Raw genomic sequence first — 15,416 nt, forward strand, 5'->3', positions numbered from 1 at the left:
TATTTAGGTAACTACCTGCACCACAGAGTGTGACTCAGCTACAAATTCAAACTTTCCGACACACGGTCATTCCGATGGTCATCATCCGATGCAGCGGCACGTTCTGCAGTGATTCAAGACAAGTAATTCCGGGAAATTCCAACCATGCGTTTGCACCTGTTCAAGGCTTTACCCTTCGCCCTTGCCGCCAGTTTTGTTCAGGCGCAGTCACTTCCGGAGGCCATGCAGCAGGCGTTGGATGTCCATCCGGAAATCCAGGCAGGTGTTAATAGTCGATTGGCCGCGGATTATCAGTTAAAGGCAGCAAAAGGTGGATACCTTCCGCGGGTCGATCTGCTGGGCGGTTATGGTCGCGAAGGCACTGACAGCGTCACCACGCGCGCTGCCGGTAACGACAATCACTGGGAAACCTTGAACCGTAGCGAGTCAAGTTTGCGTCTGTCGCAAATGGTCTTTGACGGTTTTGCGACGTCCAGTGAAGTGGGGCGTCAACAAGCCACCGTTAATTCTCGCGCATATTCCCTGCTGGGCACATCCGAACGCACCGCGCTGACCGTGGCTCAGGTTTATCTGGATGTACTGACCCGTCGCGAATTCGTGCGCCTGGCCACAGACAACCTGAAAAGCCACGAACGCATTTTCGACCAGATCAAATTGCGCACCCAGCGCGGCGTCGGCAGCGGTGCCGACCTCGATCAGGCCGAAGCGCGTATGGCCCAGGCTCGCAACAACCTGATCACCGAACAGACCAACCTGGCGGACGCCGAGACCAACTTCCTCAGTGCCGTGGGCCAGATGCCCGATCAACTGGAGCGTCCTGCGGATTTCCTCGCGCTGTTGCCGGCCAACTTGAATGAAGCCCGCGCGCAAATGCTGGAAAACAGCCCGATCCTGCGTTCTGCCGAGTCCGACATCGCCGCAGCGGAGAAACAGTACGACGCTGCCAAATCGTCCTTCTATCCGCGCTTCGATGCTGAACTGGGTCGCTCCGCCGACAACGATCTCGACGGTCAGAACGGTCACAGCAACGAATGGCAGGCCATGTTGCGCATGCGCTTCAACCTGTATGCCGGCGGCAGCAACAAGGCTGATCTGGAATCCAAGTCCTACCTGTCCAACCAGGCGCTGGATATCCGTAATAACGCCCTGCGCGTATTGAACGAAGAGCTGGGCCTGGCCTGGAACGCGTTGAACAACGCCAACGCTCAAGTGCCGATCGCTCAGCAATATGTCGATCACAGCACCAGCGTGCGCACTGCGTACCAGAAGCAGTTCAGCCTTGGCGAGCGCACTTTGCTCGACCTGCTCGACAGTGAAAACGAACTGTTTACCGCTGCCCGTCGCCTGGCGGAGATCAAAAACATTCAGTTATTTACTCAGTACCGAATCAAGGCGACCATGGGCGAGTTGCTCAGGAGCCAGGGAGTGGTCGCACCGTTGGCATCCGTTGTGCAAAACGACGTGAAGCCCAGGGTCCAGCTACCCGGGATGAATTGAGTCTTCCCTTTTTTACTGTTAGCCAAGAGTGCCGAGCGTGGAATCAGAAGTCAGTCGAGTTCAACTCATTCATGATCCACGCGCGCTGCACGACGATCCGCTACTGGATGGTCTGCTAGCCCTTTGCACCCTGCACCAAAAGCCGGCCAGCGCCGCGATGTTGACCACCGGCCTGCCGTTGCCCAAGCAGCGCCTGAGCGTTGAACTGCTGCCCCGCGCCGCCGCTCGCGCCGGCCTGCAAGGGCGCGTGCTGGTGCGCAAGCTGGAGCAGATTCCGGCGATAGCGATGCCGGCGCTGTTGCTGCTCAAGGATGGTCGCAGTGCCGTGCTGCTTGGCTGGCACGGTGAAGACCAGGCCCGCCTGCTGATCAGCGAAAGCGACGGTGGCGAAAGCCTCGTCAGTCGCGAACTGCTGGCCGACGATTACATCGGCAAGGTGTTCTTCGCTCAACCCCAGCACAAATTCGACGTCAATCACGGCACGCTGATCCCGCGCGCGCGCTCGTGGTTCCGCGATACCCTCAAGCGTTCGCGCTGGCTGTATGCCGACGCCATCGCCGCCAGTTTCCTGATCAACATCATCGCCATGGCCGCGCCGCTGTTCGTGATGAACGTCTACGACCGCGTGGTGCCGAACCAGGCTGAATCGACGCTGTGGGTGCTGGCCATCGGCATCACTGGCGCTTACCTGTTCGACCTGATCCTCAAGAGCCTGCGCAGTTTGTGCCTCGACCTGGCCGGGAAGAAAACCGACCTGATCATCTCGGCGACGTTGTTCGAACGCATCGTCGGCATGGCCATGAAGTACCGCCCGGCCCGGGTCGGCAGCTTCGCCCAGAACATCCATGAGTTTCAGAGCCTGCGCGACTTCCTCGCCTCGCTGACCCTGACCAGCCTGATCGACCTGCCGTTTACGCTGCTGATCTTCATGGTCATCGCCATTCTCGGCGGGCACTTGGTGTGGATTCCGGTGCTGGCGTTCCCGATTGCCTTGCTGATCGGCTATGCGCTGCAGAAGCCGTTGGTGGCGACCATGGAGCGAACCATGGCCCTGGGCGCCGAGCGCCAGTCGAGCCTGATCGAAACCCTCGCCGGCCTCGATGCGGTGAAGGTCAACAACGCCGAAAGCGAACGCCAGTATCAGTGGGAACAGACCATCGGCACCCTCAGCCGCCTCGAGCTGCGGGTGAAAATGCTCTCCGGGTTGGCGATGAACATCACCTTGCTGATCCAGCAACTGGCCGGGGTGATCATGATTGTCTTCGGCGTGTACCAGATCATCGCCGGCAACCTGAGCATGGGCGGTCTGATTGCCTGCTACATGCTCAGTGGTCGCGCGCTCAGCCCGCTGGCTTCGTTGTCCGGCCTGCTGACCCGCTACCAGCAAGCCCGGGTGACCATGACCTCGGTCGATCAAATGATGGAGCTGCCGCAAGAGCGCAACTTCGAAGAGCGCCCGTTGAGCCGCAAGGTGCTGCAAGGCGCCATCGAATGCCGGCAGATGAACTTCACTTACCCGAACCAGCAGAACGCGGCGCTGAACAACATCAACCTGAGCATCAAGCCGGGCGAGAAAATCGGCATCATCGGTCGCAGCGGCTCGGGCAAAAGCTCCCTGGCCAAACTGCTGGTGGGTCTCTATCAACCGGACGATGGCGCCTTGCTGGTGGACGGCGTCGACATCCGTCAGATCGACGTCAGCGAATTGCGCCACAACATCGGCTACGTGGCGCAGGACATCCAGCTGCTGGCCGGCACCCTGCGCGACAACCTGGTCTCGGGTGCGCGCTATGTAGAGGATGAAATGGTGCTGCAAGCCGCCGAACTGGCCGGCGTGCACGAGTTCGCCCGTCTGCACCCCCAAGGCTATGAACTGCAAGTCGGTGAGCGCGGGCAGAACCTGTCCGGCGGTCAACGCCAGAACGTCGCCCTGGCCCGTGCGTTGCTGCTCAATCCACCGATCCTGCTACTCGATGAACCGACCAGCGCCATGGATAACACCGGCGAAGAACGTCTCAAGCAACGCCTCGCCGCAGTGATCGAAAACAAGACCGTGGTGCTGGTGACGCACCGGGCATCGCTGCTGTCGCTGGTGGATCGCTTGATCGTCATCGACCGTGGACAAATTCTCGCCGATGGCCCGAAAGCCGCCGTGATGGAAGCGTTGAAAAAGGGGCAGATCAGTGTTGCTTAAGTCGGGTTTCAAGGATTCGATCCGCCGTTATTTCAAAGGCTCCGAGTCGCTGCATGGCCAGCCTCTTCCCGAGGTCAATAAAGCCCTTATCGAAGACGCTCCGCGTGTAGTGCGGCTGACGATCTGGGCGATCATCGGTTTCTTCGTGTTCCTGATGCTCTGGGCCAATTACGCGGTGATCGACGAAGTCACCAAGGGCGACGGCAAGGCGATTCCGTCGTCGAAGATCCAGAAAATCCAGAACCTTGAGGGCGGTATCGTTTCGGAGCTGTACGTCACCGAAGGGCAGATTGTCGACGCCGGCGCGCCGCTGATTCGTCTAGACGACACACGCTTTGCCTCCAACGTTGGCGAGACCGAAGCCGATCGGCTGTCGATGCTGCTGCGCGTGGAGCGCTTGAGCGCCGAGGTCGATGACCGTCCGCTGAACTTCCCCGCCGATGTGCTGAAGGCAGTTCCCGGTCAAGCGGCCAGTGAAGAGTCGCTGTACATCAGCCGTCGTCAGCAACTGCACGATGAGATCGGTGGTTTGCAGGAACAGTTGATCCAGCGTCAGCAAGAGCTGCGCGAATTCACCTCCAAACAATCGCAGTACCGTAATGGGCTGTCGTTGCAGCGTCAGGAAATCGCCATGTCCGAGCCGCTGGTGGCCCAGGGCGCGGTGTCGCCGGTTGAGGTGTTGCGGCTCAAGCGTGCCGAGGTCGAAACCCGTGGGCAACTGGACGCCACGACACTGGCGATCCCTCGTGCCGAATCGGCGATCAAGGAAGTGCAGCGCAAGATCGACGAGACGCGCGGCAAGTTTCGCAGCGAAGCCCTGACCCAACTCAACGAAGCCCGCACCGACCTGAACAAGGCCCAGGCCACCGGCAAAGCGCTGGAAGACCGGGTCAGCCGGACGCTGGTCACTTCGCCAGTGCGCGGCATCGTCAACAAGCTTTTGGTGAATACCATTGGCGGCGTGATCCAACCGGGCAGCGACCTGGTGGAAATCGTACCGCTGGACGACACCTTGCTGGTGGAAGCGAAAATTCGCCCGCAAGACATCGCGTTCCTGCATCCGGGCCAGGAAGCGACGGTGAAGTTCACGGCGTACGACTACACCATTTATGGTGGGTTGAAGGCCAGGCTTGAACAGATTGGTGCTGACACCATCACCGATGAAGACAAGAAGACCACGTACTACATCATCAAGCTGCGCACGGATCGCAGTCACCTGGGGACGGATGAACAGCCTTTGCTGATCATCCCGGGGATGGTGGCTTCGGTGGATATCATTACTGGCAAGAAGACCGTGCTGAGCTATCTGCTCAAGCCGATTATCCGGGCTCGGGCTGAAGCACTGCACGAGCGGTAAGAAAACAAACCAGTGGCGAGGGAGCTTGCTCCCGCTGGGACGCGAAGCGGCCCCCTCTTGATCCCAAAAAAGGGACTGCTTCGCAGTCAAACGGGAGCAAGCTCCCTCGCCACAGGTGATTCATTGCCTGTTCTGCCATATCGTTATTCGCTAACGGTATTTAAATTTCAATTCTTATACCTATAAAGTCACTCTCCTGCGTACCTGCCGACCAATCGGCGCGCCGCACGACACGAACCAACACGGGGCCTCCGTGAGTTTCTTGATCGACGTGCGCGCTTTGAAGCGTGCCGTGCGTGGGAGTGATTTTTATGTCAGCCGTCTCTGCGTCACCCGCAATCGCGCCACAAACCTTCGATATTCGCCCGTTCAGCGGCGCTGTCGGTGCCGAAATCATCGGTCTGGACCTGTCCCGCCAGATCAATGATCAGGATTTCGCCCGTATCCACCGCGCGCATCTTGATCATCATGTCGTGGTGTTCCGCGACCAGCGCATAACCCCCGAGCAGCAAATTGCTTTCAGCCGTCGATTCGGCGTATTGCAGATCCATGTGCTCAAGCAGTTCCTGCTGGCCGGCCACCCGGAAATCCTCATCGTTTCCAACATCATCGAAAACGGCCAATCCATTGGCCTCGGTGACGCCGGCAAGTTCTGGCACTCCGATCTTTCCTATAAAGAATTGCCGAGCCTGGGTTCGATGCTGCACGCCCAGGAACTGCCCTCCGAAGGCGGTGACACGTTGTTCGCCGACATGCACAAAGCCTGGGACAACCTGCCCGACGCGCTGCGCAAAGCCGTTGAAGGTCGTTCGGCGGCGCATTCCTACACGGCGCGCTACAGCGAGACCAAATTCGAAGGCAACTGGCGCCCGACCCTTACGCCGGAGCAACTGGCTCAAGTGGCCGAAGTGGTCCACCCGATCGTCCGCACGCATCCGGAAAACGGCCGCAAGGCGTTGTTCGTCAGCGAAGGTTTCACCACCCGCATCGTTGGTTTGCCGGAAGACGAGAGCAAGCAACTGCTGGAAGAACTCTATGCCCACAGCGTGCTGCCGCAAAACATCTACCGCCATCAATGGCAGGCCCACGACCTGGTGTTCTGGGACAACCGCTCGCTGATCCACCTCGCCGCCGGATGCCCAAGCCATCTGCGCCGCAAGCTGTATCGCACCACCATCCAGGGCGACGCGCCTTTCTGATTTGTCGGAGAACTCCCATGTCCAAACGTCTTCCTTTCGCGCCGCTGGCCGCTGCCATCGGTTTGGGATTCAGCCTGATCGCTGGCAGTCTGGTGGCGCCGACCGTGGCCCACGCCGAGGGTGAAATCCGCATCGCCGAGCAGTTCGGCATCGTCTATTTGTTGCTCAATGTGGTGCGTGATCAGAACCTGATCGAGAAGTACGGCAAGCAGGAAGGCATCGATATCAAAGTCGACTGGACCCAGTTGTCCGGTGGCGCGGCGGTCAACGACGCGCTGCTCTCAGGCTCGATTGATATTGCTGGTGCAGGCGTCGGTCCGCTGTTGACCATCTGGGATCGCACTCACGGCAAGCAAAACGTCAAAGCCGTCGCCTCCCTCGGCAACTTCCCGTACTACCTGGTGAGCAACAATCCAAAGGTTAAAACCATCGCCGACTTCACCGAAAAGGACCGCATCGCGGTACCGGCGGTCGGCGTTTCGGTGCAGTCGCGCTTCCTGCAATACGCGGCCGCCAAGCAGTGGGGTGACAAGGAGTTCAATCGCCTCGACAAGTACACCATTGCCGTACCGCATCCAGACGCCACGGCCGCGCTCATCGCCGGCGGCACCGAGTTGAGCGGGCACTTCTCCAATCCGCCATTCCAGGATCAGGCGCTGGCCAACCCCAACGTTCATGTTGTGCTCAACACCTATGACCTGCTCGGCCCGAACTCGCCTACGGTGCTTTTCGCCACCGAGAAATTCCGCGATGAGAACCCGAAAACCTACAAGGCGTTCGTCGAAGCACTGACCGAAGCGGCGCAGTTTGCCCAGAACGATAAAGGCGCCGCAGCCGACACCTACATCCGCGTCACCAAGGCAAAAATTGACCGTGCCGCGTTGCTGAAAATCATCGATAACCCGCAGTTCGAATTCAGCGTCACGCCGAAAAATACTTACCCATTGGCCGAATTCCTGTACCGCGTCGGCGCAATCAAAACCAAACCGGATTCGTGGAAGGATTACTTCTTCCAGGACGCCAAACCGTTGCAAGGGAGCTGATCGAGATGAACGCCCCTTTGCCAGGCTACACGGCCAGCAACCCGATCGCAGCAGCCGAGGCGCTGCTGTCCGTCGACCATGTCAGCCTGGAATACCGCACGCCGCAACGTGTGGTTCGGGCGACGCATCAAGTGAGTTTTGAAATCGATCCGGCGGACCGTTTTGTGTTGCTGGGGCCGTCGGGTTGCGGTAAATCGACACTGCTCAAAGCGGTCGCCGGATTCATTCAACCGTGCGAGGGCGAGATTCGGCTGCAAGGGCAAACCGTTCATGCGCCGGGGCCCGACCGGATTGTGGTGTTCCAGGAATTCGATCAACTACCGCCCTGGAAGACCGTCAAACAGAACGTCATGTTTCCGCTGCTGGCCTCGAAAACCCTCAAGCGCAAAGAGGCCGAAGAACGGGCGCTGCACTACCTGGACAAGGTCGGTCTGGCGGCGTTTGCCGATGCCTATCCGCACACCTTGTCCGGCGGCATGAAGGCGCGCGTGGCGATCGCCCGGGCGTTGGCGATGCAGCCGAAAATCCTCCTGATGGACGAACCCTTCGCCGCCCTCGATGCGCTGACCCGGCGCAAGATGCAGGAAGAATTGCTGCTGCTCTGGGAAGAGGTGCGCTTCACGCTGCTGTTCGTCACGCACTCCATCGAAGAAGCGCTGGTGGTGGGCAATCGCATTCTGTTGCTGTCGCCGCATCCGGGGCGGGTGCGCGCGGAAGTCCACAGCCATCAATACGATTTGCACAGTCTCGGCGGCGTGGCGTTTCAGGAATCGGCGCGACGGATTCATCGCTTGTTGTTCGATGAAGGCCAGTCGCCGGAAACCGAGCGTGAGCTGGATTTTTCCGACATTCGCATCGCTTATTGAGCCTTTGAGAGGATTGCCCGATGAGCCATTTATCATCTGTGCGTGAAGAATTCGAAACCGTTTTGCAGCCATTGACCAGTGTGCCGGTGGAGCGGGAATTGCCCCTCGGCCAGCGCCTCTGGCAACAGGCCTGGCTGCGCAAAAGCCTGATCCTGATTTTGCTCGCAGTGCTGTGGGAGGTGGTTGCCCGCGTTCAGAACAACGACCTGCTGCTGCCGAGTTTTCTGCAAACCGGCAGCGCGCTGTATGACGGTTTGCTCAGCGGCGAGTTGCTGGGCAAGGTCTGGATTTCGCTGGTGGTGTTGCTCAAGGGTTACTTGATCGGCATCGTCCTGGCGTTTGCCCTGACCACGTTGGCGGTGTCGACGCAGTTCGGGCGCGATCTGCTGAGCACGTTGACCTCGATGTTCAATCCGCTGCCGGCGATTGCGTTGTTGCCGTTGGCGCTGCTGTGGTTTGGGCTGGGGCAGAACAGCCTGATTTTCGTGTTGGTGCATTCAGTACTTTGGGCCCTGGCGCTGAATACCTATGCCGGGTTTCTCGGCGTCTCGGAAACCCTGCGCATGGCCGGGCGCAACTACGGCCTCAAGGGCATGCGCTTCGTGCTGTTCATCCTGATCCCGGCGGCGCTGCCGTCGATCCTTGCCGGGTTGAAAATCGGCTGGGCGTTTGCGTGGCGTACGCTGATTGCCGCTGAACTGGTGTTTGGCGCTACCAGCGGCAAGGGTGGGTTGGGCTGGTACATCTTTCAGAATCGTAATGAGCTGTACACCGACAAGGTGTTTGCCGGGTTGGCGGTGGTGATTTTGATTGGGTTGCTGGTGGAGAACCTAGTGTTTGACACGCTGGAGCGAGTGACCGTTAAGCGCTGGGGAATGCAGCGCTAAGTTTCGCAGCGTCTGAACCGGCCCCATCGCGGGCAAGCCCGCTCCCACAGGGTTCTGTGTCGAACCCAAAGTCTGCATCCATCGGAGATCACTGTGGGAGCGGGCTTGCCCGCGATGGGGCCGGTACTACCAACACATCACTTGAGGGTTGTTTGCTAGCATTGCGTCTGAATCAACCCAGCCCAGACACGAGTGCTCAGCATGCAACTCCCGGACATGAACCTGTTAGTCGCCCTCGACGCCTTGCTCGATGAGGGCAGTGTGGTGGGCGCCGCGCGGCGGATGAACCTCAGCCCGGCGGCCATGAGCCGGACACTCACGCGTATCCGAGAGGCCATCGGTGACCCGATTCTGGTGCGCGCCGGTCGTGGTTTAGTCCCGACGCCCAAGGCGCTGGAGCTTCGCGAGCAAGTACGCGAGGTCGTGGAGCAGGCCGCGTTGCTGTTCCGCTCGGCCGATGCGGTGGAGTTGGGTTCGTTGCGCCGTCGGTTCAGCATACGGGCCAATGACTTTTTCGTCGGCGTCTACGGCGGCAAGCTGTTTGACACCCTGGACCGCCAGGCGCCGCATTGCGAGTTGCGCTTCGTCCCCGAAGGCGATGGCGACGATGAAGCGCTGCGCGAAGGGCGGATCGACCTGAGCATCAGCAATACCCGGCCGCTGACCCCGGAAGTGAAGGTTCAGAATCTGTTCTCCACTCATTTCGTTGGTCTGGTTCGCGAGGACCATCCGCTGTTCGACGAAGAGATTACAGCCGAGCGCTTCGCTGGTTTCTCCCACATCAGCATGTCCCGTCGCGGCATTGCTCGCGGGCCGATCGATGCCGCACTCAATGCCCTTGGGCTGGAGCGGCGGGTGGCGGTGATTGCGCCGAGTTTCCACGCAGCGATGTTTGCGTTGCCGGATTCCGACCTGATTTTGCCGGTGCCCAAGGAAGCGTTGTTGAGTGTGCGACGTCTGGGTTTGAAGCTGCGCTCGTTTACCCTGCCGATTCCCCTGCCCACCCTGATGCTGACCCAGGCCTGGCACCCGCGCTTCGACAAGGACCCGGCGCATCGCTGGCTGCGTGAAACGCTCAAAGCCTGCTGCGACGAGACCTGGCTGGCCGCACAACCATCTTGAAGTTCACCCCCAATCCCTGTGGGAGTGAGCCTGCTCGCGATAGGGCCATCACATTCAACATGGATGTTGACTGATCCACCGCTATCGCGAGCAGGCTCGCTCCTACAGAGGGTTCTGTATTGCTGCGTCGGGCGCACTTATAACCTGCCAATAAGTCAATTTTCGTAAGGTCCCGCGCTTCTTAAAATGCTCCGGTATTCAACCCCCGGAGCTTGCAGTCAATGATTTCCCTCACGGTCACGGCACCTCTCGCCGCGGCCAGTCCAGCCGCCGTTACGCCGCCCGTCTTCGGCCCGCGGATCATCATCGGTTTGGTAGGCGTGTTGCTGGCAGTGCTGGTGTCGGGCCTCAACGAGATGGTGACCAAGGTCGCGCTGGCGGACATTCGCGGCGCATTGGCCATCGGCTATGACGAAGGCACCTGGCTGGTCGCCAGCTACACGGCGACCTCGGTAGCGGCCATGGCCTTTGCGCCATGGTGCTCGGTGACGTTCTCGCTGCGGCGCTTCACCCTCTGCGCCATCAGCGCCTTCACCCTGTTGGGCGTGTTGTGCCCGTTCGCCCCGAATTACGAAAGCCTGCTGCTTTTACGTACCTTGCAAGGCTTGGCCGGCGGCGCACTTCCGCCGATGCTGATGACTGTCGCGCTGCGCTTTTTACCGGCCAACGTGAAACTTTACGGTCTGGCGGGCTATGCGCTGACGGCCACCTTCGGCCCAGGGCTCGGCACCCCTCTGGCCGGTTTGTGGACCGAGTACGTCGGCTGGCAATGGACCTTCTGGCAAATCATCGCTCCGTGCCTGATTGCCATGGCGGCCGTGGCCTACGGCTTGCCGCAGGACCCACTGCGTCTGGAGCGCTTCAAGCAGTTCAACTGGCGCGGTTTGCTGCTGGGGTTTCCGGCGATCTGCATGCTGGTAATCGGCATTCTGCAAGGCAATCCGCTGGATTGGTTCGAGTCGAGCCTGATCTGCGCATTGCTCGGCGGCGGGCTGTTGATGCTGGTGCTTTTCCTGATCAACGAATGGTCGCAGCCGATCCCGTTTTTCAAGATGCAGATGCTCGGCATCCGCAACCTGGCGTTCGCCTTGCTGACATTGGCCGGGGTGTTGGTGGTGTTGCTGGCGGTGATCATTATTCCGTCCAGCTACCTGGCGCAGGTCCAGGGTTATCGCCCGGTCCAGACCGCGCCGATCATGTTGTTGGCAGCCCTGCCACAGTTGATTGCGCTGCCGTTGGTGGCGGCGTTGTGCAACCTGCGCTGGGTCGATTGCCGTTGGGTACTGGGGCTTGGTCTGAGCATGTTGGCGCTGTCGTGCATCGGTGGTTCACAGCTGACGTCGGTGTGGATTCGTGATGATTTTTACGCGCTGCAATGGCTGCAAATCTTCGGTCAGCCCATGGCCGTGCTGCCGCTGTTGATGCTCTCCACCGGCAGCATCACACCGATGGAAGGCCCGTACGCCTCGGCTTGGTTCAACACCGTGAAAGGCCTGTCCGCGGTGGTGGCCACCGGGGTGATTGAGGCGTTGACCACATCGAGACTGCATTTCCATTCGACCATGCTGGTGGACAACCTCGGCAACTCCCCTCTGGCCGACAGCGACAGCGCTGGCCTTGCCCATCGTCTGCATGAGCAAGCGGTGGTGCTGACTTCATCAGATCTTTATCTGTGCATGACCGGCGTCGCGCTGGCGCTGATCCTGCTGATTTTCTGGCTGCCGACGCGGATTTATCCACCGCGCGCACCGACATGAACGCTTCACTGAAACAGAAGGTTTTTATGACGACTCAAACAAAGCAAAAAGTGACTGTCGGCGTCGCCGCAGTGGTGGCGGTCGGCGTGCTGATTTATCTGCTGGCGCCAGGCCTTTTCGGCAAACGCACGCAGCAGAACACCAACGATGCGTTTGTCTCGGCGGACTTCACCCTGGTGGTGCCTCGCGTAGCCGGGTTCATCAAGGAGGTGCTGGTGGAAGACAACCAGCAGGTCAAAGCCGGGCAGTTGCTGGCATTGATCGATGACCGCGACCTGCGCGCCGCCGCCCAAGCCGCCGACGCCGAGACACTGGTGGCCAGGGCGCAATTGCAAAACGCTCGGGCGACCCTTGAGCGCCAGGCTTCGGTGATCGCCCAGGCCCAGGCCACGGTGGTGTCGGCCAAGGCTGAAATGGCCTTTGCCGAGCATGAATTGAACCGCTACAACCACCTCGCCGGGGTCGGTGCCGGCACGGTGCAGAATGCTCAGCAAGCGCGCACGCGCATCGATCAGGCCGCCGCGCGGTTGGCCAACGTCACGGCGGTGCTGGCAGCGGAGCGCAAGCAGGTGGAGATCCTCACGGCTCAGCGCGATGCGGCTGACGGCGGATTGAAGCGGGCGCAAGCGGCGCTGGAAATGGCCAGCTACGAGCTGTCTTACACGCGCATCGTTGCCCCTCAGGACGGCATGGTGGGCGAGCGGGCGGTGCGGGTCGGCGCCTACGTGACGCCGGGCAGCAAGATTCTGGCGGTGGTGCCGCTGGCGCAGGCTTACGTGGTGGCCAATTTCCAGGAAACACAATTGACTGACGTGAAGCCGGGACAGGACGTGCAGGTGCATGTCGACAGCCTCGGTGGAGAGGTTTTGACGGGGCGCGTCGAGAGCATCGCGCCGGCCACCGGGGTGACCTTTGCTTCGATCAAACCGGACAACGCCACAGGCAACTTCACCAAGGTTGTGCAGCGGATTCCGGTGAAGATTGTTCTGGAACCGGGTCAGGCATTGGCCGAGCGGTTGCGGGTGGGGATGTCGGTGGAGGCGAGGATTGATACGGCGAGCGTGGTGTCGCGTGAGGTGACTAAGCGATGAAGGTCTTTGTTGACTGGGCTGACGTCATCGCGAGCAGGCTCGCTCCCACAGGAGATCTCCTTTTGACCAGAGATTTTTTGCATTACACAGATCCAATGTGGGAGCGAGCCTGCTCGCGAAGAGGCCGGTGGCCTCAACTCACCTTGTGCGCCTTGCTGGTCATGAGCCTTACAGCCTGCACCGTGGGCCCCGACTTCCAGAAACCTCAACCCCAACAAATCGCCGAGTGGTCAAAACCGTCCAAAACCGCCGCCAGTGAAGCCGTACCCACCGACATGAACGAGCGCTGGTGGGAAGTCTTCAACGACCCGAAACTCTCGGCCCTGACCCAGCGTGCCCTGACCGACAACCTCGACCTGAAACTCGCCAGCAGCCGCTTGCAGCAAAGTCGCGCCGCACGTCAGGTGATCACCGCCGACCGTTATCCGAACACCGCCGCCACCGGCAGTTACGGGCGCAAACGCAACAGTGGCGAAGGCCTGAACGACCCATCGGGCCACAACGGCGACTCGGCGTTCAACCTCTGGGACGCAGGTTTCTCCGCGTCCTGGGAACTGGATTTTTGGGGCCGCGTGCGCCGCGAAACCGAAGCCGCCGATGCGACCCTGGAAGTCGCGGAAAACGATCGCCGCGGTGTGCTGCTGTCGGTGCTCGCCGAAACCGCTCAGGACTACATACAACTGCGCGGCGTACAAAGCACCCGGGCTGTCACCGAACAAAACCTCGACGTCGCCCGCCACAGCCTGAAACTCTCGCAACTGCGTCTGGCCGACGGCGTCGCCACTGACCTGGACGTCGCCGAAGCGGCCGCCCAAGTCGCCGCCATCGAATCGCGCCTGCCCGCGTTGGAACAGCGTCAGTCGCAACTGATCAACGCCCTGAGCTTGCTGATGGGCGAACCGCCGCAAGCGCTGCACGCCGAGTTATCCACAGACACTCCCGTGCCGCCAACCCCGCGTCAGGTCGCCATCGGGCTGCCGTCGCAGCTGGCCGAGCGCCGCCCGGATATCCGTCAGGCCGAAGCCCGCTTGCATGCCGCCACCGCGAGCATTGGCGTGGCCAAGGGTGACTTCTATCCGCGGATTACCCTGTCCGGCAACATCGGTTCACAAGCCATGCAGCTGAGCGATTTCGGCTCCTGGGGCTCGCGCGCGTTTGGCATTGGCCCGCAATTCAGTCTGCCGCTGTTCGACGGCGGCCGTTTGCGCGGGGTCCTGAATCTGCGCGAAGCTCAGCAACAGGAGGCCGCCATCGCCTACCAGCAAACCGTACTACGCGCATGGCATGAAATCGACGATCAACTGACCGCCTACAACGCCAGCCAACTGCGCCGCGACAGCCTCGCCGAAGCCGTCCGCCAGAACCAGATCGCCCTGCGCACTGCGCAGCAGCAATATGTGGAAGGGGTGGTGGATTTCGTCAACGTGCTGACCGTTCAGGGCGCGTTATTGGCGACTCAGGAGCAGTTTGTGGAGAGCTCGACCGGGGTTTCGCTGGCGATGGTGGGTTTGTATAAGGCGTTGGGCGGGGGATGGGAGTCGGTGTATCCGTTGGCTGGCGTCGTTACCAGTAATCCGGTTTGATGGCAGGTGTTTTACGGGTTGGCACGCGTCCCGGGAACTGGTGTGACTGCAACTCTTCTGCAGAGATGACTCGACGCATCCAATGGGAATGTTCCTTTAGCGAACCTGGTGAAGGACAGTTCAATTCAGCTCGATGCGGAAGAATGACCCCGATAGTTATGTCAGGAAAATCTTCGCGAATAGCTTTAAGGGCTGGAGTCATGTCTGTGTCGCTGGAAACCAGTACGAGTTGTTCAATACGGTCATGCACTTCAAGAGCGGCTTGCTTGGTAGCAGTGCGGTACATACTGATCGCGATGTGAACATCCGTTTCTTTCTCTTCAAGCTTCCAAATGTCGACCTTGTCTTGACGGGAAGCACCTGTTTTCCTGTCTATGAAGCGCGGAGCTTTCGCCGGTTCGAGCGAGTGCCGGCCATAGTGCACTACTACTTTGGTCGCTTTCAGTGCTCGCACATAGGAGTCTTGAGCCTCTTTCGAGATTCTGCCTCGAGTGGCGAGTATCGGTTTGACGGAGGAAGTGAAGTAATCAACGGAGATGATTGAGCTTTGCGGGTTTTCGATATGTGCGACATGGGCCAGCAGGCCTTTGAGGTTTAGCCACTTATAGGGAGTGCCGGCGAGCAACCCGTAAAACAGATTGTAGCCATCAACAAAAAAAGCGGTGCGCACAAACTTAATCCTCAAAAACGAAAAAACCGGCCTAAGCCGGTTTTTTCACCCCAACGGCCAGAGAACTGAATCTCTGCGTACGGGGTTGAGTTGGAGCAATCCTAAGTGGTGCTCGCCACGCACGTCAATCACCGATTGACCAGGCGCTAC

12 protein-coding genes are annotated in these 15,416 nt (G+C 60.0%); 11 read left to right on the top strand and 1 reads right to left on the bottom strand.

Translation table 11 applies throughout. The features are described 5' to 3' along the window. Window positions 1–144: 144 nt before the first annotated feature. The 11 genes from ACYZT6_RS28030 (at window position 145) to ACYZT6_RS28080 (ending at window position 14,596) form a co-directional block, all read left to right on the top strand. Window positions 145–1,497: a TolC family outer membrane protein gene (locus tag ACYZT6_RS28030; RefSeq protein ID WP_462029463.1), complete on the top strand. Its 1,353-nt coding sequence runs from the start codon at window positions 145–147 to the stop codon at window positions 1,495–1,497. Between the two features lie 37 nt (window positions 1,498–1,534). Next, window positions 1,535–3,691: a type I secretion system permease/ATPase gene (locus ACYZT6_RS28035; protein ID WP_462029464.1), complete on the top strand. Its 2,157-nt coding sequence runs from the start codon at window positions 1,535–1,537 to the stop codon at window positions 3,689–3,691. Further along, window positions 3,681–5,048 (top strand): HlyD family type I secretion periplasmic adaptor subunit, encoded by a 1,368-nt coding sequence (locus ACYZT6_RS28040; protein ID WP_462029465.1) that lies wholly within the window; start codon window positions 3,681–3,683, stop codon window positions 5,046–5,048. The genes ACYZT6_RS28035 and ACYZT6_RS28040 overlap by 11 nt, the downstream gene beginning before the upstream one ends. 311 nt (window positions 5,049–5,359) lie before the next feature. Further along, on the top strand, window positions 5,360–6,247 hold the full coding sequence (locus tag ACYZT6_RS28045) for a TauD/TfdA dioxygenase family protein (protein ID WP_462029466.1): 888 nt from the start codon (window positions 5,360–5,362) through the stop codon (window positions 6,245–6,247). A gap of 17 nt (window positions 6,248–6,264) precedes the next feature. Beyond that, the gene (locus tag ACYZT6_RS28050) at window positions 6,265–7,290 is read left to right on the top strand and encodes an ABC transporter substrate-binding protein (RefSeq protein WP_462029467.1); all 1,026 of its coding nucleotides are present in this window, start codon (window positions 6,265–6,267) and stop codon (window positions 7,288–7,290) included. A gap of 5 nt (window positions 7,291–7,295) precedes the next feature. Continuing rightward, window positions 7,296–8,156 (top strand): ABC transporter ATP-binding protein, encoded by an 861-nt coding sequence (locus tag ACYZT6_RS28055; protein ID WP_462029468.1) that lies wholly within the window; start codon window positions 7,296–7,298, stop codon window positions 8,154–8,156. Window positions 8,157–8,176: 20 nt separating this feature from the next. Further along, window positions 8,177–9,043 carry an ABC transporter permease gene (locus ACYZT6_RS28060; RefSeq protein WP_462029469.1) on the top strand — a complete coding sequence of 289 codons (867 nt, stop codon included), beginning with the start codon at window positions 8,177–8,179 and terminating at the stop codon, window positions 9,041–9,043. A gap of 201 nt (window positions 9,044–9,244) precedes the next feature. Beyond that, the gene (locus ACYZT6_RS28065) at window positions 9,245–10,165 is read left to right on the top strand and encodes a LysR family transcriptional regulator (RefSeq protein ID WP_462029470.1); all 921 of its coding nucleotides are present in this window, start codon (window positions 9,245–9,247) and stop codon (window positions 10,163–10,165) included. A 221-nt stretch (window positions 10,166–10,386) separates the two neighbouring features. Continuing rightward, window positions 10,387–11,922: an MFS transporter gene (locus ACYZT6_RS28070; RefSeq protein WP_462029471.1), complete on the top strand. Its 1,536-nt coding sequence runs from the start codon at window positions 10,387–10,389 to the stop codon at window positions 11,920–11,922. Window positions 11,923–11,948: 26 nt separating this feature from the next. Further along, entirely contained in the window at window positions 11,949–13,013 is a 1,065-nt protein-coding gene (locus tag ACYZT6_RS28075) for an HlyD family secretion protein (RefSeq protein WP_462029472.1), read from the top strand. Next, window positions 13,010–14,596, top strand: a complete 1,587-nt coding sequence (locus ACYZT6_RS28080) for an efflux transporter outer membrane subunit (protein WP_462029473.1) — start codon at window positions 13,010–13,012, stop codon at window positions 14,594–14,596. The genes ACYZT6_RS28075 and ACYZT6_RS28080 overlap by 4 nt, the downstream gene beginning before the upstream one ends. On the opposite strand, the gene ACYZT6_RS28085 is transcribed toward ACYZT6_RS28080, so the two are convergent. Beyond that, on the bottom strand, window positions 14,577–15,266 hold the full coding sequence (locus ACYZT6_RS28085; RefSeq protein ID WP_462029474.1) for an NYN domain-containing protein: 690 nt from the start codon (window positions 15,264–15,266) through the stop codon (window positions 14,577–14,579). The two genes, ACYZT6_RS28080 and ACYZT6_RS28085, sit on opposite strands and share 20 nt — an antisense overlap. Between the last annotated feature and the right edge of the window lie 150 nt (window positions 15,267–15,416).

This window comes from Pseudomonas sp. RT6P73 (assembly GCF_054897715.1).